The sequence below is a fragment of the Rhodanobacter sp. Root627 genome (assembly GCF_001427835.1).
Taxonomy (GTDB): Bacteria; Pseudomonadota; Gammaproteobacteria; order Xanthomonadales; family Rhodanobacteraceae; genus Rhodanobacter; species Rhodanobacter ginsenosidimutans.
In genome coordinates this window covers 270999-295738 of the sequence record NZ_LMGW01000001.1, presented here as the reverse complement: position 1 = coordinate 295738, position 24740 = coordinate 270999, and the positions used below count along the sequence as shown (strand labels likewise).

19 protein-coding genes are annotated in these 24740 nt (G+C 63.7%); 12 read left to right on the top strand and 7 right to left on the bottom strand.

Annotated elements, in window-relative coordinates; genetic code table 11:
- Positions 1-35: 35 nt before the first annotated feature.
- The 4 genes from ASD68_RS01420 to ASD68_RS01405 all read right to left on the bottom strand — a co-directional run bounded on the left by ASD68_RS01420 (position 36) and on the right by ASD68_RS01405 (position 3301).
- Positions 36-542 (bottom strand): regulatory protein RecX, encoded by a 507-nt coding sequence (locus ASD68_RS01420; protein WP_200945310.1) that lies wholly within the window; start codon positions 540-542, stop codon positions 36-38.
- Between the two features lie 142 nt (positions 543-684).
- Positions 685-1722, bottom strand: a complete 1038-nt coding sequence (gene recA, locus ASD68_RS01415) for a recombinase RecA (protein ID WP_056077948.1) — start codon at positions 1720-1722, stop codon at positions 685-687.
- A gap of 117 nt (positions 1723-1839) precedes the next feature.
- Complete coding sequence (locus ASD68_RS01410) at positions 1840-2349, bottom strand: CinA family protein (protein WP_056077945.1); 510 nt, start codon at positions 2347-2349, stop codon at positions 1840-1842.
- Between the two features lie 100 nt (positions 2350-2449).
- Entirely contained in the window at positions 2450-3301 is an 852-nt protein-coding gene (locus tag ASD68_RS01405; protein ID WP_056077942.1) for a LytTR family DNA-binding domain-containing protein, read from the bottom strand.
- 142 nt (positions 3302-3443) lie between these two features.
- Between ASD68_RS01405 and ASD68_RS01400 the strand changes: the two genes are divergently transcribed.
- Positions 3444-5249 carry an FAD-binding oxidoreductase gene (locus tag ASD68_RS01400; protein ID WP_056602706.1) on the top strand — a complete coding sequence of 602 codons (1806 nt, stop codon included), beginning with the start codon at positions 3444-3446 and terminating at the stop codon, positions 5247-5249.
- 113 nt (positions 5250-5362) lie between these two features.
- A complete protein-coding gene (gene mutS, locus ASD68_RS01395; protein WP_056602704.1) occupies positions 5363-7903 on the top strand; it encodes a DNA mismatch repair protein MutS in 2541 nt (846 codons plus the stop codon).
- Positions 7904-8083: 180 nt separating this feature from the next.
- Here the strand turns inward: mutS and ASD68_RS01390 are convergent, their stop codons facing one another.
- A complete protein-coding gene (locus ASD68_RS01390) occupies positions 8084-8479 on the bottom strand; it encodes a S4 domain-containing protein (RefSeq protein WP_156458303.1) in 396 nt (131 codons plus the stop codon).
- A 113-nt stretch (positions 8480-8592) separates the two neighbouring features.
- Here ASD68_RS01390 and ASD68_RS01385 point away from each other — a divergent pair, with 113 nt between their 5' ends.
- The 5 genes from ASD68_RS01385 (at position 8593) to corA (ending at position 13509) form a co-directional block, all read left to right on the top strand.
- A complete protein-coding gene (locus tag ASD68_RS01385) occupies positions 8593-9576 on the top strand; it encodes a PhoH family protein (RefSeq protein WP_056077931.1) in 984 nt (327 codons plus the stop codon).
- Positions 9577-9662: 86 nt separating this feature from the next.
- The gene (ybeY, locus tag ASD68_RS01380; protein ID WP_056602702.1) at positions 9663-10118 is read left to right on the top strand and encodes an rRNA maturation RNase YbeY; all 456 of its coding nucleotides are present in this window, start codon (positions 9663-9665) and stop codon (positions 10116-10118) included.
- 134 nt (positions 10119-10252) lie between these two features.
- On the top strand, positions 10253-11098 hold the full coding sequence (locus tag ASD68_RS01375) for a transporter associated domain-containing protein (protein ID WP_056077928.1): 846 nt from the start codon (positions 10253-10255) through the stop codon (positions 11096-11098).
- Positions 11099-11226: 128 nt separating this feature from the next.
- On the top strand, positions 11227-12438 hold the full coding sequence (locus tag ASD68_RS01370) for a DUF4105 domain-containing protein (protein WP_056602700.1): 1212 nt from the start codon (positions 11227-11229) through the stop codon (positions 12436-12438).
- Positions 12439-12492: 54 nt separating this feature from the next.
- On the top strand, positions 12493-13509 hold the full coding sequence (gene corA / locus ASD68_RS01365; RefSeq protein ID WP_056602698.1) for a magnesium/cobalt transporter CorA: 1017 nt from the start codon (positions 12493-12495) through the stop codon (positions 13507-13509).
- Between the two features lie 113 nt (positions 13510-13622).
- Here corA and ASD68_RS01360 read toward each other — a convergent pair whose 3' ends face one another.
- Both ASD68_RS01360 and ASD68_RS01355 read right to left on the bottom strand, forming a co-directional pair.
- On the bottom strand, positions 13623-14120 hold the full coding sequence (locus ASD68_RS01360) for a transposase (protein ID WP_235578601.1): 498 nt from the start codon (positions 14118-14120) through the stop codon (positions 13623-13625).
- Between the two features lie 301 nt (positions 14121-14421).
- Positions 14422-16542 carry a S9 family peptidase gene (locus ASD68_RS01355; RefSeq protein ID WP_056602697.1) on the bottom strand — a complete coding sequence of 707 codons (2121 nt, stop codon included), beginning with the start codon at positions 16540-16542 and terminating at the stop codon, positions 14422-14424.
- 163 nt (positions 16543-16705) lie between these two features.
- Between ASD68_RS01355 and ASD68_RS01350 the strand changes: the two genes are divergently transcribed.
- The 5 genes from ASD68_RS01350 to ASD68_RS01330 all read left to right on the top strand — a co-directional run bounded on the left by ASD68_RS01350 (position 16706) and on the right by ASD68_RS01330 (position 24298).
- Positions 16706-18697 (top strand): acyltransferase family protein, encoded by a 1992-nt coding sequence (locus ASD68_RS01350; RefSeq protein WP_056602695.1) that lies wholly within the window; start codon positions 16706-16708, stop codon positions 18695-18697.
- A 174-nt stretch (positions 18698-18871) separates the two neighbouring features.
- Positions 18872-19303, top strand: a complete 432-nt coding sequence (locus ASD68_RS01345) for a pilin (RefSeq protein ID WP_056602693.1) — start codon at positions 18872-18874, stop codon at positions 19301-19303.
- A 340-nt stretch (positions 19304-19643) separates the two neighbouring features.
- Positions 19644-20105 (top strand): pilin, encoded by a 462-nt coding sequence (locus ASD68_RS01340; RefSeq protein ID WP_056602690.1) that lies wholly within the window; start codon positions 19644-19646, stop codon positions 20103-20105.
- Between the two features lie 105 nt (positions 20106-20210).
- Complete coding sequence (locus ASD68_RS01335) at positions 20211-22253, top strand: tetratricopeptide repeat protein (RefSeq protein ID WP_235578600.1); 2043 nt, start codon at positions 20211-20213, stop codon at positions 22251-22253.
- A gap of 26 nt (positions 22254-22279) precedes the next feature.
- Complete coding sequence (locus ASD68_RS01330) at positions 22280-24298, top strand: hypothetical protein (RefSeq protein ID WP_056602686.1); 2019 nt, start codon at positions 22280-22282, stop codon at positions 24296-24298.
- The last annotated feature ends 442 nt before the right edge of the window (positions 24299-24740 follow it).

Below are 24740 nucleotides of genomic sequence, written 5' to 3'. Positions count from 1 at the left end.
GCCCCGGCGGTTTCTCCATGATCCCGCGGGGGGTTTCAGGAAATATCGTCGGCGGCTTCGTCCACATCGGCGTGGGTAACACGTCGTACTGTGGCGGCGGCAAAGCCGCGGCGCAAGAGGAATTGCGCCCGGCGGTTGCGTTCGGCGGGGTCGGATGTGCCCGCGCCGCCATAGCGGCGGCGCAGTTGCGCAGCGGCGGAAGTGTCCCAGTCGACCTCGGCTTCATCCATCAATTCGCGAATGCGGGCGTCGGCCAGGCCGTGGCTTTTCAGCTCCACCCGCAGGCGCATCGGGCCGTAACCCTGGCTGATACGGCTGCGCAACAGCACTTCGGCGAAACGGTCGTCGTCCTGATAGTGCTGCTCGCCCAGACGATCGATCGCGTCGGTGGTCTCCTCGCCTTCATAGCCGCCCTGGCGCAGCTTGGTTTTCAGCTCCTTGCGCGAATGTTCGCGGCGCGCCAGCAGGCCCAGCGCCTTGTCGTAGGCGCTGCGTTTGGGCTTGGCGGGATCATCCGGGCCGGGACGGCGTTTCATGGGCATCCACATCCGATGGGGCTGGATCGCGCCAACCGTTCGCCATGAGCGTAGTGCAACGGCGTCGCAAGAGGCTTGCCAGCCACCAAACGCACATGGCCCGGACGAGCCGGGCCATGTGCTGCAACGTATCGCTGCCGAACGGGGATCACGCTTCCTCGAGGGCCTCTTCGGCCGCAGCCGCGGCGGGCTTGCCGACCGGCACCAGCAGGCGCTCGCGCAGCAGGCGGTCGATCTCGTTGGTCATGTCCGGGTGTTCGCGCATGTACTGGCGCACGTTCTCCTTGCCCTGGCCGATGCGGTCGCCGTTGTAGCTGTACCAGGCGCCGGATTTCTCGATCAGGTTCTGCGCCACGCCCAGCTCGATGATCTCGCCTTCGCGCGAGGTGCCTTCGCCGTAGAGAATCTCGAACTCGCACTGGCGGAACGGCGGTGCCACCTTGTTCTTGACCACCTTGACGCGGGTTTCCGAGCCGATGATCTCGTCGCCACGCTTGACCGCGCCGATGCGACGGATGTCCAGCCGCACCGAGGCGTAGAACTTCAGCGCGTTGCCGCCGGTGGTGGTTTCCGGGCTGCCGAACATCACGCCGATCTTCATGCGGATCTGGTTGATGAAGATAACCAGCGTGCCGGATTTCTTGATGTTGGCGGTGAGCTTGCGCAGCGCCTGGCTCATCAGGCGGGCGTGCAGGCCGACGTGGGAGTCGCCCATTTCGCCCTCGATTTCCGCCTTCGGGGTCAGCGCAGCGACCGAGTCGACCACCACCATGTCGACCGCGCCCGAGCGCACCAGCATGTCGGCGATTTCCAGCGCCTGCTCGCCGGTGTCGGGCTGGCTGATCAGCAGGTCGGCCACGTTGACGCCCAGCTTTTCGGCGTAGGTGGGATCGAGCGCGTGCTCGGCGTCGATGAACGCGGCGGTACCACCGGCGCGCTGGCAGCTGGCGATCGCCTGCAGCGTCATGGTGGTCTTGCCGGACGATTCCGGACCGTAGATCTCGACCACCCGCCCACGCGGCAGGCCGCCGACACCGAGGGCGATATCGAGACCCAGCGACCCGGTGGACACCGTCTCGATGGCCTCGTTGACGCGGTCGCCCATGCGCATGATGGCGCCCTTGCCGAACTGCTTTTCGATCTGGCCGAGGGCGGAGGTGAGCGCCTTGCGCTTGTTGTCATCCATCGTAGGTATTCCGGTTGGGCTGTGAATGGAAGCATGATGCCCGGGCGGTGTCTCACGGGCTGCGATAAGGGTTGATTATCCCACACCGGTCAACCCGGCCTTGCGGGCCACGTCGCCCTATTCCGTCAGCGTTTTGCGCAAGCCCTTGAGCGCCGCCGCCACGGTTTGCCGTCGCACCGCCTCGCGGTTGCCGGAAAACTGGAAAAGCTGCGCATGCGCGTAGCCGCCGCGGCGTTTCCAGCCGATCCAGACGGTGCCGACGGGCTTGTCCGCGGTGCCGCCTGACGGTCCGGCGATACCGGTCACCGCCACCGCAACGCCCGCGCCCAGACGCGCCAACGCGCCAGAAACCATCTCCAGCACCGTCTCCTCGCTGACCGCGCCGGTCTGTTCCAGCGTGTGCGGATTGACGCCCAGCAAAGCCTCCTTCGCCTCGTAGCTGTAGGTGACCACGCCGGCATGGAACCAGGCCGAGCTGCCCTCCAGGTCGGTCAGCGTCTTGGCGACCCAACCGCCGGTGCAGGACTCCGCCGTTACCAGCATCAGCCGGTGCTGCAGCACCTCGGTGGCCACCTCGGCGGCCAATGTCATCAATTGGGCGTCGGTGGGAATGGACGACGATTCCATGCAACTCTCCGTACGGGAATGCGCGGTGCCGCGCATAAGCACGCTGTTCTACCCGCTCAAGGCGATCACGCCAAGCCCCGTCCCGTCCGGTGCCGCACCATCAACCGCCGAAACGCTCGCGCAAGCTGGCGCGATAACGGCGACTGCAGGGGATCGTGGTGCCGTCGCGCAGTGTCAGGCGGGCGTCGCCGGTGTCCAGCGGCTCGATCTGCACGAGGTAATCCAGGTTGACGAAATAGCTGCGGTGCACCCGCGCAAAGCGTTCGGGGTGCAGCCGCTCGCTGATCGCCGCCATGGTCGTGCGCAACGGATAGTCGCGGCCGCGCACATGCAGGTTCACGTAATTGCCCGACGCCTGCAGCCACTCCACCTCGCTGGCGTTCAACAGGAATTCCCGGCCCAGCTTGCGCACCAGGAAGCGATCGGGCCGATCCACCGGCTCGGCCGCCTGGCCCTCATCCGGTTCGACCAGCAGCCGCGCCTCGCCCTGCCAGCGCATGAGCCACAACCGCGACAGGCAGATCAGCGCGATGATCAGGAAATAGGTACGGATGTCCTTCAGGTACTCGTAGCCCCACTGCGCACCGAAACGATACTGGGCGTCGGCCAGTGCGTAAGCCAGCTTGCGCAGCGCCACCATGCCCGCCACATGCACCACGCTGAACGGGATGGTGGCCAGCAAATGCAGCGGCAGGCTGCGCCGCCAGGTATCGAAGCGGACGGGCCAGCGGCGTTCCAGCGCCACCACCAGCGGGATCAGCGCCAGGATGAGCAGGCCGCTGCTGCATTCCGACACCCACGGCTCCCATGCGGCCGCGCGGGCATGGTCGATGCGCGCGACCAGACCGTTGAACACCGTATTGAGGACGACCAGCGTCACCCAGAAGCCGACTTCGATGGGCCGCCGCCAGCGCTGGAAGTCGCGGAAATCGAAATGCGGCTGCTGGTTCATGCGCGGATTCTACGCAAAGCATCACGCACCGTCCCCGCCGCCCGCGATCCGTCACCGGGACGGATCGATTGGTCACTTTGCCAGCGATGGCGCGCTTTCGCTGGCGCACCATGGCCCCACTTCTCCCGCGCCGGACATTCCCATGCATCGCCGTGACCTGCTCAAGGCCGCCCTGGCCGCCCCGCTCCTTTCGCTGTTGCCGGCCCAGCGCCTGTTGGCCAGCACCCCCGAGTTCGTGCCGCTCCTGCAGCGCAAGGTTCGCCCCGGCGAACCGGGCTGGCCCAGCGAGGCACGTTGGGACGAACTGCGGCGCAAAACCGGAGGTCGCCTGCAGAAACTGCAGTCGCCATTCGATCCCGAAGCGCCGGCGGCCGTCAGGGCCGAGGCAGTGAAACACCTGAAGAATCCGTTCTACCTCGGCGACCAGCCGGCCCTGACCCAGACCAGCGGCTGGGCCGACGCGTGGATCTCCCGACCCAGCGTCTACGCGGTGGCTGCCGAGACGGCAGCCGACGTCGCCGCAGCCGTCGATTTCGCCCGCGAGCACCGGCTGCGGCTGGTGGTGAAAGGCGGCGGCCACAGCTATCAAGGCACCTCCGACGCTCCCGACTCGCTGTTGGTATGGACGCGGCACATGAACCAGGTGCAGATGCACGACGGCTTCGTTCCGCGCGATTGCGCCGTGGCGCCCCAGCCCGCGGTGAGCGTGGGCGCCGGCGCCATGTGGATCGATGCGTACACCGAAGTGACCACGCGCGGCGGCCGTTACGTGCAAGGCGGCGGTTGCACCACGGTGGGCGTGGCCGGGCTGGTGCAGAGCGGGGGCTTCGGCAGTTTTTCCAAGCGCTGGGGCACGGCCGCGAGCAACCTGCTGGAGGCCGAAGTGGTCACGGCCGATGGCCGGGTCCGCGTGGTCAATGAAAACCGGGACCCTGACCTGTTCTGGGCCATCAAGGGCGGTGGCGGCGGCAGCCTGGGCGTGGTGACGCGGCTGACGCTGCGCACGTTCGAGTTGCCCGAGTTCTTCGGCGGCGCGTTCGGTCGCATCAAGGCATCCTCGCCCGCCGCCTTCCGTGCCCTGATTGCCGAGGCAATGCGTTTCTACCGCGAGGCGCTGTTCAACCCGCACTGGGGCGAGCAGATGACGCTGAGTGACGGCGACACGCTGGTCATCTCCATGGTGTTCCAGGGCCTGACCAGAGCCGAGGCGGAAACCTGCTGGGCGCCATTCATGGCGTGGGTGGCGGCGCGCCCGGAGTACACCGCCGTCGAACCGCTGAAGGTGCTGGCCGTGCCGGCGCGGCATTTCTGGGACGCCGAATTTTTCCGCCAGCACGCCCCCGGAGTAATGGTGGCGGACGACCGCGCCGACGCGCCGCGCAACCACGTGCTGTGGGCCGGCGACCAGGGCCAGGTCGGCTGGTTCATCCACGCCTATCAGTCAGCCTGGCTGCCCGCCACGCTGCTTGAAACCAACACGAAGCTGGTCGACGCCCTGTTCGACGCCTCGCAGGCATGGAACGTGGGGCTTCACTTCAACAAGGGTCTGGCCGGCGGCGCGCCCGATGCGATCAAGCGAGCCCACGACACGGCCACGCACCCGGACGTGCTGGGCGCGTTTGCGCTGGCGATCATCGGCAGCAGTGGCGACCCCGCCTACCCCGGCCTGCACCGCACGCCGCCCGATCTGGCCAAGGCCAGGCGCGACGCCAGCGGCGTGGATCAGGCGATGGCCGCCTTGCGCAAGGTGGCGCCCGGCGCCGGCTCCTACGTCTCCGAAAGCGACTATTTCCTGCGCGACTGGCAGCAGGGTTTCTGGGGCGCGAACTACCCGCGGCTGGCGCGCGCCAAGCGGCGCCATGATCCCGATGGCCTGTTCGTGGTGCACCACGGCGTGGGCAGCGAGGCGTGGAGCGCCGACGGCTTCGTGCCCAACATGCGCAGCTAGGGCCGAAGCCGCGGCGCGACGAAACAACGGGCGGCCAGAGCGGCTACGATGGCACCCCCAACGTCGACCGCCACTGCCCAAAGAACGCGCTCTTGAAAGAACACACACCCTTCATGCGGCAATACCTCGCGGCCAAGGCCGAGCACCCGGACGTGCTGCTGTTCTTCCGCATGGGCGATTTCTACGAGCTGTTCTACGACGACGCCCGCAAGGCGGCGCGGCTGCTGGACATCACCCTGACCCAGCGCGGGCAATCCGCCGGTGTGCCGATCCCGATGGCTGGCGTGCCCTATCACGCGGCGGAAAATTATCTGGCGCGGCTGGTGCGGCTGGGCGAGTCGGTGGCGATCTGCGAGCAGATCGGTGACCCGGCACAGGCCAAGGGCATCGTCGAGCGCAAGGTGGTGCGCATCATCACGCCCGGCACGGTGACCGACGCGGCACTGCTGGAGGACCGGCGCGACAACCTGCTGCTGGCCATCCACGCTGGCCACAACCACGCCTACGGCCTGGCCTGGGTGGACCTTTCCAGCGGCCGTTTCCTGCTCAGCGAAGTGCCCACCGCCGAGGCATTGGCGGCCGAACTGGCACGACTGCAGCCGGCCGAGACGCTGGTGTGCGAAGACGTGGCCTGGCCGCGCATGGTCAGCGCCCTGCCCGGCCTGCGCAAGCGCCCGCCGTGGCATTTCGACGTGGATGCGGCGCGGCGCGAGTTGAACCGTTTATTCCGCACCAGCAGCCTTGGCGGCTTCGGCGTCGACGGCCTGCCGCTGGGCCTGGCCGCCGCCGGCTGCCTGCTCGGCTATATCGAGGAAACCCAGAAAAGCGCGCTGCCGCATCTCACCGGCATGGCGGTGGAAGCGGCCAGCGAAACCATCGCGCTGGACGCCGCCACCCGACGCAACCTGGAGTTGGACACCCACCCCAGCGGCCGCACCGAACACACCTTGCTGGGCGTGCTCGACGAAAGCGTAACGCCGATGGGCGCCCGCGCGCTGCGCCGCTGGCTGACCCGTCCGCTGCGCTCGCGCGAAGTGCTGCGCCGCCGCCATCAGGCCATCGGCACCCTGATCGACGGCCGCCGCCATGAACCGCTGCGCGAACAACTGCGCGGCATCGGCGACCTGGAACGCATCCTGGCCCGCGTGGCGTTGCGCTCGGCGCGGCCACGCGACCTGTCCACCCTGCGCGATGGCCTGGCCACCGCGCCGCAGTTGCGCGAACAGATCGCCGCGATGGACAGCCCGCTGCTGCGCGACCTGGTCGAACGCATCGGCGACCACGCGCAAACCGCCGACCTTCTGGCCCGCGCCATCGTGCCGCAGCCACCCGTACTGCAACGCGACGGCGGCATCATCGCCAACGGCTACGACGCCGAACTCGACGAACTGCGGCGGCTGTCCACCCACGCCGACCAGTACCTGGTGGAGCTGGAGGAACGCGAGAAAGCCGCCAGCGGCATCACCACGCTGAAGGTCGGCTACAACCGCGTGCACGGCTATTACATCGAGATCAGCAAGGCCCAGTCCGACAAGGCGCCCACGTACTACACGCGGCGGCAGACCACCAAGAACGCCGAACGCTACATCACCGAGGAGCTGAAGAACTTCGAGGACAAGGTGCTCTCGGCGAAAGAGCGCTCGCTGATGCGCGAACGCGCGCTATACGAAGCGCTGCTCGACACCCTCACCGAAACGCTGGAACCGCTGAAATCCGCTGCCGCCGCGATCGCGGAGCTCGATGTGCTGGCCACGCTGGCCGAGCGTGCCGAGGCGCTGGACTGGAGCGCGCCGCGACTCACCGACGACCCCGGCATCACGATCGAACGCGGCCGCCATCCCGTCGTTGAGAAAGTGCGCGACGAACCGTTCGAACCGAACGACCTGGTGCTGGACGACCACCGCCGCATGCTGGTGATCACCGGCCCCAACATGGGCGGTAAAAGCACGTATATGCGGCAGAACGCGCTGATCGTGCTGCTGGCCCACATCGGCAGCTACGTGCCCGCGACGCGCGCGGTGATCGGCCCGATCGACCGCATCTTCACCCGCATCGGCGCCGGCGACGACCTCTCCCGCGGCCAGTCCACCTTCATGGTGGAAATGAGCGAAACCGCCAACATCCTGCACAACGCCACCGAGAACAGCCTGGTGCTGATGGACGAAGTCGGCCGCGGCACCAGCACCTACGACGGCCTCTCGCTGGCCCGCGCCGCCGCCGTGCACCTGGGCCAGCACAGCCGTGCGTACACGCTGTTCGCCACCCATTATTTCGAGCTGACCGAACTGGCCACCACGTACACCGGCATCGCCAACGTGCATCTGGACGCCGTCGAATACGGCGAACAACTGGTATTCATGCACGCGGTCAAGGAAGGCCCAGCCAATCGCAGTTTCGGGCTGCAAGTGGCGGCGCTGGCCGGCCTGCCGAAATCGGTGATTGCCGATGCGCGGCGCACGTTGGCGGAGCTGGAGAAGGGCATGCATCAGCATGCTGGTGCGCCAGTGTCGTCACCGGAAACATCGCCACAGTTGGGGTTGTTTGCATCGACGCAACCATCCGCCGTGGAGCGGGCGCTGGAGGATATCGATCCGGATGCCATGACGCCGCGTGAGGCGCTGGAGGCGTTGTATCGGCTGAAGGCGTTGGGGTGAGCTGAAAGGCGCCCTCATCCGCCCTGTCGGGCACCTTCTCCCGCGGAGCGGGAGAAGGGAGCGGTGAAGTTTCTTGAGGTCGTGGGGCGCGCGCCCCGAATCAGCGCAACCAAATCCCTTCTCCCGCTTGCGGGAGAAGGTGCCCGAAGGGCGGAAGAGGGCCCGCTTTTTTGCGCTATCTCAGCGCCCATCCTTCATCCGCATCAACTCCCGCCGCGCATGCTTGTCCGGCCGCTTCACCGGCCCGCTCGCCCCCACCAGCCGCCGCTGCTCCCGCGCCGCCTCACGCAGCGCCATGCTGGCTGCCGTCTCGCCATACAAACCTTGCGCCACCGCTGCCGGCCCGCGCTTGTCGGCCAGCGCCAGCACATCCACCTCCAGCTTTTCTTCGCCGCGGCTGATGTTCAACCGGTCGCCCGCATGCAGCACCTTGGCCGGTTTGCAGCTGCCACCGTTGACCTGAATCTTGCCGCCATCGATGGCCTGCTTGGCCAGGCTGCGGGTCTTGAAGAAACGCGCGGCCCACAGCCACACGTCGACGCGCACTTCGGGGATCGGGGTCTGCGGCTTGTTCATGCCTGCCATTTTGGGGTGTTCTGCGCCCGCCGCAACCGCCGCTTCTCGACAGTGCCGCTACGCGCATCAGTTATCCTGACAGCCCTTTTTCCGCGGCTACGCATCGCCCGACCATGACCAACGGCCTCAACCAGCGCGATTTCACCCTCGATCCCGAAGACAACGCCCGCCTGGCGAACCTGTCCGGCCCGTTCGACGAGCACCTGCGGCAGATCGAGTTGCGCCTGGGCGTGGAGATCAACCATCGCGGCAGCATCTTCCAGGTGATCGGCGAGGACGTGGCCACGCGCGCGGCCGAGAAAGTGTTGCGCGCGCTGTACGCCAGCACTGAGGACGAATCGCTGACCGGCGCCCGCATCAACCTGCACCTGGCCGAATCCGGCGTCGACGCGATCACGGCGGATGCGGCCGAGAACACGCCCGAGGTGCTGATCAAGGTGAAACGCGGCCTGATCAAGGGCCGCGGGGCCAACCAGGAGCGCTACCTGCACGCCATCGCCACCCACGACATCAATTTCGGCGTGGGCCCGGCCGGCACCGGCAAGACCTACCTGGCGGTGGCCAGCGCGGTCGAGGCACTGGAAGCCAATCGGGTGCAGCGCTTGCTGCTGGTGCGTCCGGCCGTCGAAGCCGGCGAGAAACTGGGCTTTTTGCCGGGCGACCTGTCGCAGAAAGTTGATCCCTACCTGCGCCCGCTGTACGACGCGCTGTACGAAATGCTGGGTTTCGAGCGCGTCGCCAAGCTGATCGAGCGCAACGTGATCGAGATCGCCCCGCTGGCCTACATGCGCGGGCGCACCCTCAACGATTCGTACGTGATCCTGGACGAAGCGCAGAACACCACCGTCGAGCAGATGAAGATGTTCCTTACCCGCATCGGCTTCGGCACGGTGGCGGTGATCACCGGCGACGTCACCCAGGTCGATCTGCCGCGGCAGACTAAATCCGGCCTGCGCCAGGCCGTGGAAGTGCTGCGCGACGTCAACGGCATCAGCTTCACCTTCTTCACCTCGCGCGACGTGGTGCGCCACCCGCTGGTGGCGAAGATCGTGCGCGCGTACGAGGCGTTCGAGCAGAAAGACGGGGATGCCGAATGAGCCGCCACACCCCTGTAGGAGCGACTTCAGTCGCGACCGGCCCGAAGAAGGAGGCGTCGCGACCGAAATCGCCCCCACAAGAAAACGTGCAGCTCCATGTCGGCTACGCCGTACCCCGCGCAGGCATACCGGCAGCGGCCAGCTTCCGCCGCTGGGTCGAGGCCGCACTGCGCGGCGCGCGGCGGCGCAAATCCACCGAGCTGGCGATCCGCATCGTCGACACCGACGAAGGCCGCGCACTGAACCACGATTACCGGGGCAAGGACTACGCCACCAACGTGCTGTCGTTTCCCGCCGAACTGCCGCCCGGCGTGGCGCTGCCGCTGATCGGCGACCTGGCGATCTGCGCGCCCGTGGTGGCCCGCGAAGCGGCCGAACAGGGCAAGCCACCCCGCGACCATTGGGCGCATCTCACCGTGCACGGCGTGCTGCACCTGCTGGGCCACGATCACATCGAGGAGGCGCAGGCCGAAGCCATGGAAGCGCTGGAAACCCGCATCCTGGCCGGCCTGGGCATCCCCGACCCGTACACCCCCGCGTAGGAGCGTGCCCTCTGCGCGATCGGGAGCGCCACGCGGCCGCCGAAGCCCAAACCCTCGCCCATGCCACTGAACCATCAAAATTTTTCCGCTAGAATCGGCCTTCCGCCCGTTTTCGGGCTGAATTCAAACGAGTAATGAACGACGACCCTGGTAGTACCAGCGGCCCGGCCCACCGTACCTGGTGGGATCGACTGGGCCATCTTTTTGCTGGCGAAGCCCGCAACCGCGACGAACTGCTCGACGAACTGCGCGCCGCCCAGACCAACGGACTGTTGTCCGCTGACACCCTCACCATGGTCGAGGGTGCGATCAAGGTCACCGAACTGAGCGTGGACGATGTGATGGTGCCGCGCGCGCAGATCGTGATGATCGCCGCCGAGTCCACCCTCCCCGACATCCTTGCCGCCGTGGTCGAATCGGGCCATTCCCGCTTCCCCGTGCATGGCGAGGACAAGGACGAAATCCTGGGCATCCTGCTGGCCAAGGATCTGCTGAAGTTCTTCGGCAACGGTGCCGACTTCGATATCCGCGCCATCCTGCGCCCGGCCGTGCTGATTCCCGAATCCATGCGGTTGAACGTGCTGCTGGCCGAGTTCCGCCTGTCGCGCAACCACATGGCGCTGGTGGTGAACGAGTACGGCGGCGTGGCCGGTCTGATCACCATCGAGGATGTGCTGGAACAGATCGTGGGCGAGATCGACGACGAACACGACGACGAGGAAGAACCCGTCCTCATGTACGCCCAGCCCGGCGGCGATTGGCTGGTCAGCGCGCTGACCCCGATCGAGGACTTCAACGAAGAGACCGGCGCGGCGTTTTCCGACGAGGAATACGACACCGTGGGCGGCCTGGTCACCTCCGAGTTCGGCCACCTGCCGGAAGTGGACGAGGAAGTGGCCATCGACGATTACCTGTTCCACGTCACCCAGGCCGACGACCGCCGCGTGCAGCAATTCCGCGTCACCCGCCAGGCCGAGTAGATCCTTGCGGATGCCGCCCCTGTAGGAGCGACTTCAGTCGCGATGCTCTTTGCCCGATCAGCGAAAAGCATCGCGACTGAAGTCGCTCCCACAAGTACCGCCTCACCTACCGCAACCGGAACCCTGCGATGACACCCCTGCGCCACATCGCCCTCGCGCTCTTCATCGCCATATCATGGCTGCTGGCTTCGCCAACCCACGCCAGCGTCGCCAACGCGCCGGCGGCCAATCTGGAGATCGCACTGATCACCTACGGCCCGGGCGAAACCTACTGGGAGCGCTTCGGCCACGACGCGCTTCAGGTGCGCGACACGGTCTCGGGTGAGTCGGTCAATTTCAATTACGGCGAGTTCGATTTCGACCAGGAGAATTTCTTCCTGAACTTCGCCCGCGGCCGCATGAACTACATGATGGGCGCGGCGCTCAGCAACATCGACGAAAGCTATTACATCGAGACCGGCCGCTCGATCACCCGCCAACGCCTGGCGCTGAATGCGGCACAGGCCGGCGCGCTGCGCGATTTCCTGTTGTGGAACCTGCGCCCGGAAAACAGCCACTACGGCTACGACTACTACGTCGACAATTGCGCCACGCGGGTACGCAACGCGCTGGACCAGGCACTGGGCGGCGCGCTGAAGGCCCAGCTCGCAGCGCGGCCCGGTGGCATGACCTACCGCCAGCAAACGCTGCGCCTGATGAGCAACCAACCGGCGCTGATGCTGGTGCTCGACCTGGGCCTGGGGCCGTACGCCGACCACCCGCTGACGCTGTGGCAGGAGAGCTTCATACCGATGGTCCTGCAGCGCGCCGTCGAAAACGTGCGCATTGACGATGGCAAAGGTGGACTGCAACCGCTGGTGTCGGACAACCGCATCGTGTCGGCGAACCGTCTCGACACGCCACCGGCCAGTGCACCCGACCTGCGCGGACCATTGGCGCTGGCGGGCTTGGGTATCGCCTTGCTGATGCTGCTGGCGCGACGCTTCTGGCCCACCGGATTCACCCTGCTGGGCTCGCTCTACGCGCTGGCCGCCGGAATCGTGGGGCTGGTGCTGCTGGTGTTGTGGACGCTGACCGCGCATCACTCGGCCTGGGCCAATGCCAACCTGCTGCTGTTCAATCCGCTGGCGTGGCTGTTGCTGCCTTCGCTGTGGCGCGCGCGCCGTGGCATAACCCCATCGCGTTTCATCGACGGCGTGATCGCGGTGCAACTGCTGGCGACGATCGTCGCGGTCCTGCTGCACCTGCTACCTGGCGTAGTGCAGCAGAACCAGCCCTGGCTGCTGTTTGCGCTGCCGATCTGGCTGATGCTGGCCTGGCGTTTGCGTCGCCCCTGCTAGGGCAACGCCCTACGTTTCATTGCCCCACTTGGGGCAGCGGGGCATCATGCGTCGATGAATCTCGCCCCGCCACCCGTTGCCCCGTCCACGCCGCCCGACCAGCAAGTGGTCAACTGCATCGCCTATCGGCGCGATGGCCAACGCATCGGCGAGATCACGCTGGATGAAATCAGCGACGTGCTGGCGCAACCCGACACCTTCGTATGGGTTGGTTTGTATGAGCCCGACGAAACGCTGCTGGAGAAAATGCAGGAGGAGTTCGGCCTGCACGACCTGGCCATCGAGGATGCGCACAACGCCCACCAGCGCACCAAACTCGAGACCTACGGCGACTCCCTGTTCCTGGTGGTGCAGACCGCCCAACTCACCGGCGGCGAACTGACCTTCGGCGAGACGCACATCTTCCTGGGCCCGCGCTATCTGGTGACCGTGCGGCACGGCGCATCGATGTCGTACGCGCCCGCACGACGCACCTGCGAGCACACCCCCGAACTGCTGGCGCTAGGGCCCAGCTACGGCCTCTACAGCGTGCTCGACTTCATCGTCGACAACCTGCTGCCGATCGTGCGCGACTTCCGCGAAGAGCTGCAGCAACTGGAACAGGACATCTTCGCCGAAACCTTCAAACGCACCACCGTGCGACGCCTGTACGACATGCAACGCGACCTGATGACCCTGCGCCTGGCGGTGGCGCCGTTGCAGGACATCATCAGCCAGCTGGTGCGGCTGCACCCCAACCTGATTCCCGACAAGCTGCGCGCCTATTTCCGCGACGTCTACGACCACGTGTTCCGCGTCAACGAGTCGATCAGCGCCATGCGCGAGATGCTCACCGCCGCCATCAACGTCAACCTCTCGCTGGTCACCTTCGGCCAGAACGAGGTGATGAAAAAACTCGCCGGCTGGGCCGCCATGCTGGCCGCCCCGACCCTTCTCACCAGCTGGTACGGCATGAACTTCACCCACATGCCCGAACTCAGCCGCCCCTGGGCCTACCCCGCCATCATCGTGGTCATGGGCTGCATCGTGGGCGGTATCTACCTGGGATTGAAGCGAGCGAAGTGGTTGTGATGACGCTCCTACGGAACCTCAGCCCTCTGTAGGCGACTTCAGTCGCGACAGGACTACCAGGTCGCGGCTAAAGCCGCTCCTACAAAAGTGGTTCGACGTCCGTGCCGCGGCGGTCAGTCGAACCCCTCGACTGCGCCCTCCTGGTCCATGAAGCACGCATCCCAATAGGGATAATCCTTCACCGTTTCAGCCAACCCTGCGCGCACCGGATTGGCCACGATGTGGCGAGCCGCGCATCGGACGGATTCATCGCGGCGCAAAGCGCGATCATGAAACCCTTTCGCCCAAAGCGGCTTGACCTGTCGATCGTGTATTCCAGTGAGCCGCGCCGTGACACCCTTCATTCGCTGCATGGCGACAGCCAGCGTTTCGTCGTCCCCCAATTCCACCAGCCCATGCCAATGGTCCGGCATCAATACCCAAGCCAAGCAACGGCTGGGAAACCAACGCTCCGGAGATGAAAGCGAACGGGCTACCAACCGGGCCACGTCGGCATCAAGAAAATATGGCCTGCGCAGATAGGTGACCGTAGTGAGCAAATAAACCTGGCCAGCGAACGAACGGCGCCCAATCCGCAAGCTGTGGTGTCCCTGACCCGACGTCATGATCATCCGGTCAACATGACCGAAAAACCGATGACGCGGGAATGGGCCCAAGCGGTTCTGCCTGTGGCTACCGGAGGAAACTTGGGTAAGCGCAACGCTACGGGTGAACCTATCGGTCGCGGCCGCAGCCCCTCCTACAAAAAACCTCAAGCCGTTGTAGGAGCGACTTCAGTCGCGACAGGGCTGCGGGGTCGCGGCTGAAGCCGCTCCTACAAAAAGACCTCAAGCCCGCTGTAGGAGCGACTTCAGTCGCGACGGGGCTGCCGGGTCGCGGCTGAAGCCGCTCCTACAATTTGGGCCGCCGGTCTCAGCGTGCCCCCTCCGCCGTCCACTTCTTCAACCACGCATTCACCGCGTCGTGCCATTGCACGCTGTTGTGCGGCTTCAGCACCCAGTGGTTTTCGTCGGGGAAGGTGAGGAATTCGCTGGGGATGCCGCGGCGCTGAAGGGCGGTGAATGCGCTGAGGCCCTGGGTGAGGGGGATGCGGAAATCCTTGGCGCTGTGGATGACCAGCATCGGCACGCGCCAATCCTTGACGTAGTTGATCGGGTTGAATTTCTCGTAGTTTTCGGGGTGGTCGAACTGGGTGCCGCCGTTCTCCATTTCCTCGAACCACAGCTCTTCGGTTTCGTAGTACATGGCGCGGGTGTCGAACACGCCGTCGTGATCGATCAGGCATTTCCAGGGTTCGTTCCAGACGCCCGCAATCCAGTAGGTCATGTAGCCACCGTAGCTGGCACCCATGGCGCAGGCGCGGTCGCCGTCGAGGAAGCTGTACTTGTCCAGCGCGGCCTTCCAGCCGAGTTTCAGATCCTCCAATGGCTTGCCGCCCCAGTCGCCGGAAATAGAGTCGGTGAATGCCTGGCCGTAGCCGGTGGATCCGTGGAAGTTCACCGTCACCACCGCAAAACCCTGGCCGGCGTAGGTCTGCGGGTTCCAGCGGTAGCTCCAGCCATTGCCCATCGCGCCCTGCGGACCACCGTGGATGATGAAGGCCACTGGATAGGTTTTACCGGGCTGGTAGTTCGCCGGCTTCACCACGTAACCCTGCACATTCGCGCCATCGGCACCCTTGAAGTTGAAGAACTCGGCGTCACCGACCTGGGCGTTTTTCAGGTCCGCTGCGTTGAAATGGGTGACTTGCTTCAAGTGGCTGCCATTAGTGCCCGCCAGGTACAGATCGGCAGGCCGCTTCAGGTCGTCGCGCGACAGCAGCAGCTTGCCCGCCGCCAGCGAATAGCCGCCCACCGTGCCATCGCTAACCACCTTGCGCACTTTGCCGCTGGCCGTGTCGATCGCAAACAGCGGATGCTGGCCTTCGTCATCGGCCGTGGCGTAAAGCGTCTTGCCATCGGCCGAAATGGCCAAGCCACCAGGCGAGCGATCCCACTTGGGATCGACCTCGTGCTTTGCACCCGTGGCCAGGTCCAGCGCCATGATCGCGAAACGATCGGCCTCGGCGCCCGGCTTCTTCATCGCGAGGTAATAAAGCGTCTTGCCGTCGGGCGATGCCACCGGAAAGCCATCCCACGCCTTGTTGTCTGCCGTGAGGTTGGTGGGCGCCGCTGAGCCATCCACCGGTACGCGATACACGTCGAAATTGGTCGACCACGGCTCCGTGGTGCCCGCGATGCGGACGTCGAAAAACACGCTCTTGCCATCCGGCGCAAAGGTGAATTCGCTATCGTCACCGAACGGCTTGCTCGGCACATCGCCATCGATGCCGCGGCTGAGCAAGGTCGGCTCCGCGGGCAACTGCCCCTTGCCGTCGAACCGCGCCACATACAACTGGTTGCGCCGGCCATCGGCCCAAGTATCCCAATGCCGCACAAAGAGCTTGGTGTACAGCGTGCCGCTGGCCTTGTCCTTCTCCCGCGCGGCCAACCGCTCATGCGTGCACGCCAGGTTGGCGCAGTCGGTGAACACCTCATACGACAGCAGCGCCCGCCCGCCATCGGGCGACAACTTGTAGCCACCCAGATCCAGCACGCCATGGCTCACCTGCACCGGCGCAGCGTGCCGGGCAAGATCAAGCCCATTTCCGCCCGCCAGATCCAGCCGCCACAACTGCGTCACACCCTTGGCCGCCGCCAGGAAATAAAGGCTGCGCCCATCATTCGACCAGCGCGCGGAACTGCCCTTCTCCACCACCTTCACCGGCTGGCCACCCTTGCCCAGGTCCAGCACGTACACCGCGGTGACACCCTTGTTCGCGGCGTAATCCGTACTGCGCACACCAAACGCCGCATAACGACCGTCCGGCGACAACTGCGGGTCGCTCACCCGATCCATCATCACCAGATCACGCACGTTGAACGGATGCGCCCCCTGGACCTTGGCGAACGTGGTGTCCACCACATCGACATCCGCCGCCAGCGCAGGCGCGGACGCCAGCGCAAGCAGCAGGCAGGCAATCAGAGGTTTCATGGCGAGTCCTTGGTAAATAAAGCGCCAAGGTAACCGCGCACGCGGGGCAGGCAAAGGTGCGCTGCATCAACGCTGGGACATTCGCGACAACAAACACCGATGTGGCGTGTCGCTGCGTGGGTATGATGCGTTCTCGCAACGAAGCCCACAGGGGAAGGGATTCATGGAGGCTGGCAAGTACAAGCTTGGCTATCGGGCCGACATCGAAGGTTTACGGGCAATCGCCGTTCTTCTGGTCGTGGCCGCGCACGCCAAAGCCTCATGGTTTTCAGGTGGCTTCGTCGGCGTCGACGTCTTCTTCGTTCTGTCTGGCTATTTGATCACCGGCCTGATCCTGCAGGAAATCCAGAATACCGGGCACCTGCGGTTTTTGAATTTCTACGCGCGCCGCTTGCGCAGGCTGTTGCCGGCCTTGTTGTTGATGCTGACGTGCACCAGCCTGGTCGCCATTGTCGTGATGGCGCCAGGCGAACAAGGGCCACAGGCAATGGGGGCCGCCACGGCAGCGACCTGGTTGAGCAATATCCACTTTGCCCTCGCCAAGCTGGACTATTTCGGCCCCGGAGCAGCAAGCAATCTGTTCCTGCACACTTGGTCGCTCGGCGTTGAGGAACAGTTCTATCTGGTCTGGCCAGCGCTGATGGTCTGGGCGCTAGTCGTCGGAGGCGGGGAAGGCAACCGCATCCGGAGGTTGAAGATCGCCATGGTCGCGATTGCCGCCGCCAGTCTGATCGCCTGCGTGGCACTTACCCATACGGCGCCGCAACTGGCCTTCTATCTGATGCCCTTGCGTGCATGGCAGTTTTCACTGGGCGCCTTGGTTTGGTTGCAATTCAATGCCCCACGTCCTGGTGTTTTGACCGACACGCCGGAAAGCCGAGTCGGCCGCATTCGCTCGCGGACCGGCTGGGTTGGCCTGGCACTCATCGTCGTCGCCGGGATCTGGTTTGATGCAAACATGGCGTACCCCGGATGGCGGGCGCTATTGCCGACTGCAGGTGCGGCGATAGTTCTTGCGGTAGGCGTTCGTGGACGTGCTGCAGGCGTTTCGAGGATGTTGTCATGGGCGCCGCTGCAAGCCTTGGGACGCGTCTCCTACTCCTGGTATTTATGGCATTGGCCTGTGCTGCTGCTGGGCGCGGCATTGACGCCCCTGGACGGCATCGCTCGCACGGGACTGGTGGCTCTCTCCCTGCTGCTGGCGGTGGCGTCGTATCGCTGGGTGGAATCGCCCATACGTTTACAGACACGGTGGACCGTTCGCCCCGGCATCACCGTGATGACCGCGATCGCATTGATGCTGATGGCCAACGTGCTTTGCGTCGTCTGGTTCAACGCCACGTGGAACTGGACACACAGCCCGAATCAACAGCGCTACGCAAAGGCGCATGCCGATGCCCCGGCCATCTATGCCATGGGTTGTGACGATTGGTACCACAGCGATGTGGTGCGTATTTGTTCGTTCGGCCCCGAGGACGCCGCTCACACGGTTGTGCTGATGGGCGACAGCATTGGCGCGCAGTGGTTTCCGGCGGTTGCGAAAATCTTCAGTAGAAAAGGTTGGCGCTTGTTGGTGCTTACCAAGTCATCGTGCCCCATGGTCGATGAGCCGTTTTTTTACTCGAGAATTGGACGGGACTATGCCGAATGTACGGTCTGGCGCAAGCACGCGTTGCAGCACGTTGCCGCCCTGCATCCCGACATCGTGATCCTTGGCTCCGTTCAAAGCTCACCCTTCGATCAATCCCAATGGGTTGAAGGCACTGTCCGCGTGCTGCAGGTCATCGACAAGGCCACGGGCCACATCTACTTGCTGCGCGGAACGCCACATCTGGGTTTCGATGGGCCGAACTGTCTGGCTTCACAGCGTTGGTTGCCGTGGTTGCATCCCGGAAGGAAACAATGCCGCGCATCCGTATCCAGCACGCGGGACAACGACGTCTACCAATGGTTGGCGCAGGCCAGCAGCCAGTTCGACAACGTCACGACCGTGGACATGAACGCTGCCATCTGCCCCAGTGGAGAGTGCGAGGCTGAACGAAGCGGAATGATCGTCTTCCGCGATTCGCAGCATCTGACTGCCAGCTTCGTCGCGTCACTCAGTGACGAATTCGGCCGGCAATTGACCACCCAGCCGGTGACGCGTCGCCAGTGACCCCTATCATCGACACGCTTTCGTCGGTCGAATCGCCGCTTCAGTTTTGCGACATCCGTCGCATTCCAGGCCGCTTGCCGTCCCAAAGCCCCTGCAGCTACGACCCTCGGAGCGTCTTGGCGAGCCCTTGGTACAAAACGTGCCTCCTCCGCTCAACTGACAGGGGAGTCCATCATGCGCCAACGTATCTCGGCTGGTTTTACTTTGATCGAACTGATGATCGTGGTGGCAATCATCGCCATCCTCGCGGCTATAGCCATTCCTGCATATCAGGACTACCTGATTCGGGCGCAGGTGACAGAAGGAATGAGTCTGATCAGTGGCGCGAAGGCATCGGTGTGGGATTACATCTCCAACCATGGCACCCTTCCGCACGACAATCCCGATGCAGGCTTGGCGCAAAGCACGTCGATCGCGGGCAACTACGTTTCAAAGGTCGAGGTTAAGGACGGCCAGATCTTGGCGACCTTCGCCGGCCCCAAGGCCAACACTCACCTCACTGGAGTCTTGGTCCTCTCTCCCATGGTCAGCGTAGGTAGCATCGCCTGGACTTGCAGTCGCAGCACCATCTCAGGCAAGTACCTGCCATCGTCCTGCCGAAATTGATGCCGGACCAAACAGCGATTCACTCAAAGTGACAAAAAAGGTCACTAATGGACTGTTCTCGGCAAGCCATTTTTAGATGCGGCGCCGCCATCACCAGAGTACCGAGAGCGCCAAGGAATGCCGTGCTTGTAAGCTTTCGTGACGATGTGCACAATCTCCAGACGCATGATTGTGCGGAAATACATGCGCGTCAGATGTGGCACATTATCTGCTTCATTCTGTCGCGAGCTTCCCTGGTCATTCCTGACCGCGCGTAAGGGACCCGTTCCCGACTAGGGGGAATTCGGGACTGGGGCTCAGGGGGCATCACCGGTTAGCTAACCAAAACAAGGGAACCACTATGAAGAACATGCAGAAAGGCTTCACCCTGATCGAACTGATGATCGTGGTTGCGATCATCGCGATCCTCGCCGCTATCGCCATCCCGGCTTACCAGGACTACATCGTGCGTTCGCAGGTTTCGGAAGCGCTGGTGCTGGGCAGCGGTCCGGAAACGGCTGTTGCGGAGTATTACCAGAACAAGGGCGCTGTCCCGAAGTCAAATGCGGAAGCAGGCGTCGCGCCCGCGGCCAGCATCGGCGGCAACTATGTGAAGTCGATCAACATTGAGACCACCGGCATCATCACGGCGACAATGGGTACCGGCACGGGCACTGGCTTTGGCGCGAAAGCCAACACAAAGGTCTCGGAAAACACCTTGGAACTCTCGCCTACGTTCAGCACTGGTAGCATTGCGTGGACATGCAGGACGGGTGGCAGCAAGCCGCTCCCGGCCAAGTATCTGCCGTCTTCCTGCCGCTAATAGCGTCGGTACAGCAATGATCGAAGGGCCGCTATGCGGCCCTTCTTTTTTTGAGGCAACGAATCGATGCGCTTCAAATTTCCCTCAGCCGCGTGGTGGCTTTGCTTGCCCATCCTGTTGGGCTTGGCATGGTGCGTTTACCACCCAGGCCTGCACGGCGTTTTTCTATTCGACGATTTCGCCAACATGCCTGCCCTCGGCAGTACCGGCCCGGTAACGCATTGGGATACGTTTTTCCGCTACATCACCTCGGGTACCGCAGACCCCACCGGTCGTCCTCTTACTCTTCTGACCTTCTTGCTGGATGGCCACGACTGGCCGACAGCGGCATACCCATTCAAACGCACCAATGTGCTGCTGCATTTGATCAACGGTGCGTTGCTGGCGCTTCTGATGGCGCGTTTGGCCACAAGCTTTTTCGTCGTCGCAAATAAACGCGAACAGACGCGAGTAATCCTGTCGTCGATTACTGCAGCCACCTTGTGGATGATCCATCCGCTTTTTGTATCGACCGTGCTTTACGTGGTGCAGCGCGAAGCGATGCTGCCGATGACATGCGTGCTCATTGGCCTGCTTCTATGGCTGCACGGGCGCAATCAAATGGTGCAGGGGCGAACCGTTGCCGGTTTTGCTTGGATAGCCATCGGATTGTTCGGATTTACCGGGCTGGCCGTGCTGAGCAAGGCCAACGGCATCTTGCTGCCGATGTACGCCGTGTTGATTGAATATCTGCTGCTTCGTCGCTCACCCCAAGCCGAAGGCCTATCCGCGCCTGCTGGCCCCCTGGACGGTAAGGGTGTCCCTCGCACCGAAACCACCGCCTGCGATTGCCCGCCCGCCTATCGACGGACGCTGGCCTTATTCGGTTGGTTGCCTTCCATCGCAGTGCTCGGCTATTTGATAAATACCGGAATCCAGGGCGCCTTGCATGGTGTCGGGCGACCATGGTCCATAGGGCAGCGGCTGCTTACCGAACCGAGGGTATTGTTCGACTACCTTGATCTGTTGTGGATGCCGCGACCGTTCACGCCTGGGCTGTTCAACGATCAGATCGTCGCTTCCAGCTCACTCCTGTCACCAGTAAGTACGGCAATTGCCTTGTTTGGCCTGGTAGCCTTGCTCACTGCCGCCTGGCTTCTCCGCCGCCGCAGGCCCATCCTCGCGTTTGGCATCCTTTTCTTCTTCACAGCACACCTGCTGGAATCGAGCACGGTGGCGCTTGAACTGTATTTCGAACATCGGAATTACATCCCGGCGATGTTCATGTTCTGGCCGCTGTCGCTCTGGTTATGGGATGTCGGCAGACATCCAGGCGAATGGATTCGCATGAAGATCGCGCTCATCGTCATATTGATTGCCGGCTTGGCGACGATGACCCATGCCCGCGCTGACCTGTGGGGTAATGGACAGCAGCAAGCGCTGCTATGGGCCAAGCTCAACCCCGCGTCAGCGCGTGCCCAAGCCAATGCCGCCAATCACGAAATGGCGATGGGGCAACCACGCGCCGCCGAGATTCGCCTTGCAGCCATACTTCGCGATCACCCGAACGACCCGCAGATCACCCTGAACATCCTGAGCGCTCATTGCCAACTGGGCGGCATGACCGAAGACGATCTGCGTTTGGCAGAACGCACATTCGAGCATTTGCGCGGCGGCGAATCAGTGATCTTTCATTGGCTGGGTAACGCCATTGCACTGTCGGCCACACACTCCTGCCCGGGCCTCACCAGCCAGGCGGTGGCTTCCATGCTGGATGCAACCGAACGCAATCCCCGGTTACGTCGTGTGATCGGACGCATGCAGGATATCTATCACCTGCGCGGGCAACTTGCGCTGTCGCTGCACCAACCTGACGAAGCCCTGATGTGGTATCAAAAAGCGCTGGCGCTCCGCCCCGGCCCCCAGATGGCTTTCGAACAGGCGGCTCATCTCGGCAGCGCTGGGTATCCCGCCTTGGGTCTGAGGCACCTCGATTCTTTCGAAAGCTATAGTTGGACAAAGCCAGCTACGATTTTCGGCATGCCAAGACTCCACGCCTGGGTACTTCACAAACAACGCTACTGGGACAATGAATTGGTCTACCTACGCACCACCTTGCAGGGCGACCTAAAATATTCCGACGCGAAGAACGCGAGAACGCTCCCGTGAGCCATAAGAAAAATCGTCGGGGATATGTGTGGCTCGCGCTTTTCTTCCTGACGACTACCGCCGTCTACTGGTCCGGCCTCAGCGGTGGATTCCTGTTCGACGACTACCCCAATATCGTCGAGAACCGCGGCGTGCAACCACCCGATGCCAGCTTGCCTTCGCTGGTTCGCGCCGCGCTTTCCTCCCCATCCAGCGAGTTCAAGCGTCCACTGGCGTCGCTCAGCTTTGCCGCCAATTACCTGGCGACCGGGCTAGACCCGTACTGGATGAAGTTGACCAACCTGATCATCCATCTGCTGAACGGCTTGCTGGTGTTTTTGCTGGCGCGGGCGTTGGTGGTTGTTGGAAGCAAAAGCATCGCGGCTGAAGCCGCTCCTATAACGGCAGTGGGTCGAGCTGGTGTCACAGCGGCACTGATTGCCGGAGCCTGGATGTTGCTGCCGATCAACCTCACGGCAGTGGTTTATGTCGTGCAGCGCATGGAGAGCATGGCGAACCTGTTCGTGCTGCTGGGCCTGATCGGTTACATGGCCGGGCGTCAGCGCATGCTGGCAGCTCGTACCGGCAAGGGAGCCGGCACGGGCCTGTTGCTCTGCGTTTCCAGCCTCATCCTGGGCACCGTATTCGGGTTGCTCGCCAAGGAAACGGCAGTGATGCTGCCGCTATACGCCTTCCTCGTCGAATGGATCGTGCTGAATTTCCGGGCACCACCAGCAATGGCCGCCACATCAGAGGCAGGCGGGACGCACCCCACCCGTCGCAACAAGCCCGACTACCGCGTCATCGGCCTGTTCGTCGTGGTGCTGCTGTTGCCTTTGATCGTCGGTCTGGTTTGGCTGTTGCCGGGACTGTTCCACCCGAACCAGTGGTCCACCCGCGATTTCACCATGAGCACGCGCCTGCTCAGCGAAGCACGCATCGTCGCCGATTACGTTGTGTGGACCCTGTTCCCGACGCCGGGAGCGCTCTCGTTCTATCACGATGATTTCTCCGTCTCCACGGGTCTTCTGACACCGTGGACCACGCTGGCCGGCATGCTGTTTCTTGCCGGCATGGCAGCCCTGATGTTCTGGATGCGCAAGCGCAGGCCGCTGACGGCATTGGGCATTGCGCTGTTCCTCGGCTGCCACCTTCTTACCGGTACCGTGTTGCCGCTGGAATTGATCTACGAGCACCGCAACTACTTCGCCAGCTTCGGCTTGATGCTCGCCATCATTCCCTACCTCGCCGCCCCGCCCCGCCCACCTGTAGGAGCGACTTCAGTCGCGACCGCACACGACGAACACCCTGGCCAATCCCAACCTTTCGCCCTCCCCCGCTACACCCTGCTCGCCGGCCTGCTGCTGAGCTGGGCCGCCCTCACCGCCCTCACCGCGCATGCCTGGGGCAACCCGCTGCGACTCGCCGAAGATCTCGCCGCCCGCGCCCCGCAGTCACCCCGCGCGCAATACGAGTTGGGTCGCACCTACATCATCTATTCCCACTACCAACCCGACTCGCCGTTCACCCGGCTGGCGTATGCGCCGTTGGAGAAATCCGCTGCACTGCCCAACTCCTCCATCCTTCCGGAGCAGGCACTGATCTTCATGAACGCGCGGATGCACCTGCCACTGAAGGACGCGTGGTGGGACAGCATGATCACCAAGCTGAAAGCGACCCAGCCCGGGGTACAAGACGAAAGTTCGCTGGGCGCGCTGACGCAGTGCGCCCGGGAGAAAAATTGCGACCTGCCCCCTGATAGGATGACGGAGGCGTTCATCGCTGCGCTCTCCCACCCGAACCCAAGGCCCCGGTTGCTCGCCACCTACGGCGATTACGCCTGGAACGTTTTGGACGATCACGCCCTCGGCGAGCGCATGGCCGAGGAAGCTGTTCGGGCAAAGCCCGACGAACCGGCCTACCGCATCACCCTGGTGCGCATGCTGGCGGCGCAGGGTCGCAAGGCGGATGCCGAGAAGGCGCTCAAGCCGTTGGAGGCGATGAACATTGGCGGGCGGTTAGACGGCAGCTTGAGCGAGCTTCGGGCGCTGCTCGATTTGCGGTAGCTACTAAAAGCTGTGGCCAACTGTAGGAGCGCACCCAGCGCACGATGCTCCCTGTTACGTCACCGGAAAGCATCACGCACTGGGTTGAAGTGGCCCAATTCAGACCTCGTGCCACATTGCTGTACCGACACCGATGCCACCAACCGCGCCTCGACCAAGCCACATGGCCAAGTGCCATCTTCGCGAACCCGAACCGCAGCGCTCCGAGAGCAGCGGGCCGGTAGCAAATATCGACGCCCTCGTTCCATCACGAAAGAATCGGAACCCCGCCACACAAACCGCCACCGCCGTTACACAATGCTTGAATTGCACCGTATTAACTGGCGCAATGACGCACTGGGGACACGCCGCGTCATTCGACACGTCCCAGCCATCTGACGCATCGAGAATTCTGCCCGTGTCCTACAAGACCATTCGCAGCAAGGCTGATCTAGCGATCACG